This window comes from Haloferax sp. Atlit-12N (assembly GCF_003383095.1).
In the GTDB taxonomy this organism is placed as follows: domain Archaea; phylum Halobacteriota; class Halobacteria; order Halobacteriales; family Haloferacaceae; genus Haloferax.
In genome coordinates, this window is sequence record NZ_PSYW01000061.1 from 1 (window position 1) to 645 (window position 645).

Consider the following 645-nt stretch of genomic DNA (forward strand, 5'->3'; position numbering starts at 1 on the left):
AATAAAAAACGATTATAATTTTGACTATATCTTTATAGATGTACCGCCAACGATAAATTCAGATTTTACAAATAATGCTGTATACGCAAGTGAATATATTGTTATGGTATTCCAGACACAACAATCTGCGTGTGAGAGTAGTTTATCATTTGTTAACTTTTTACGAGATAGAAAAAAGGAATCAAATTTACCCTTTGAATTGATAGGGGCAATACCTGTATTAATCAAAAAAAACGGTAATATTGATGAGCATATATTAGAGATATCTAAAAAAACTTTTTCAAATGCTTTGTTTGAAAATCAAATATTCCAAAGAGAAAGAATTAAGAAGTTTGGTGCAGAAGGGATTAGGGATAAAGATACTCATGATAAAAGAGTATTGCATATGCTAGAAGCAATATATAAAGAATTAGTCGAAAGAATAGAATTAATAGAAGGATAGGTGATTATCATGTCAGGATTCTTAGATAATATCAAAATTGCCAAAGAAAAGAAAAACGGATTTTTAGATGATATAGACACTTCAGCAGTGAAGTATACAGAAAATTATAAGCCAATTTCCAAAAGTTCAACTATGCGAGTAGATACTCTAATAAAAAAAAGACTTAACCAAATGGCATTAGACAAAGACACGTCCATAAAAGC

At 29.1% G+C, this 645-nt stretch carries 2 protein-coding genes; both read left to right on the forward strand.

Annotation, left to right across the window (positions count from 1 at the left end; all coding sequences use genetic code 11):
- Positions 1 to 442: ParA family protein (locus C5B90_RS19980; RefSeq protein ID WP_148708281.1), on the forward strand; the 442-nt coding region annotated here is incomplete at its 5' end.
- A 9-nt stretch (positions 443 to 451) separates the two neighbouring features.
- Positions 452 to 645: plasmid replication-associated protein (locus tag C5B90_RS21130; protein WP_115883638.1), on the forward strand; the 194-nt coding region annotated here is incomplete at its 3' end.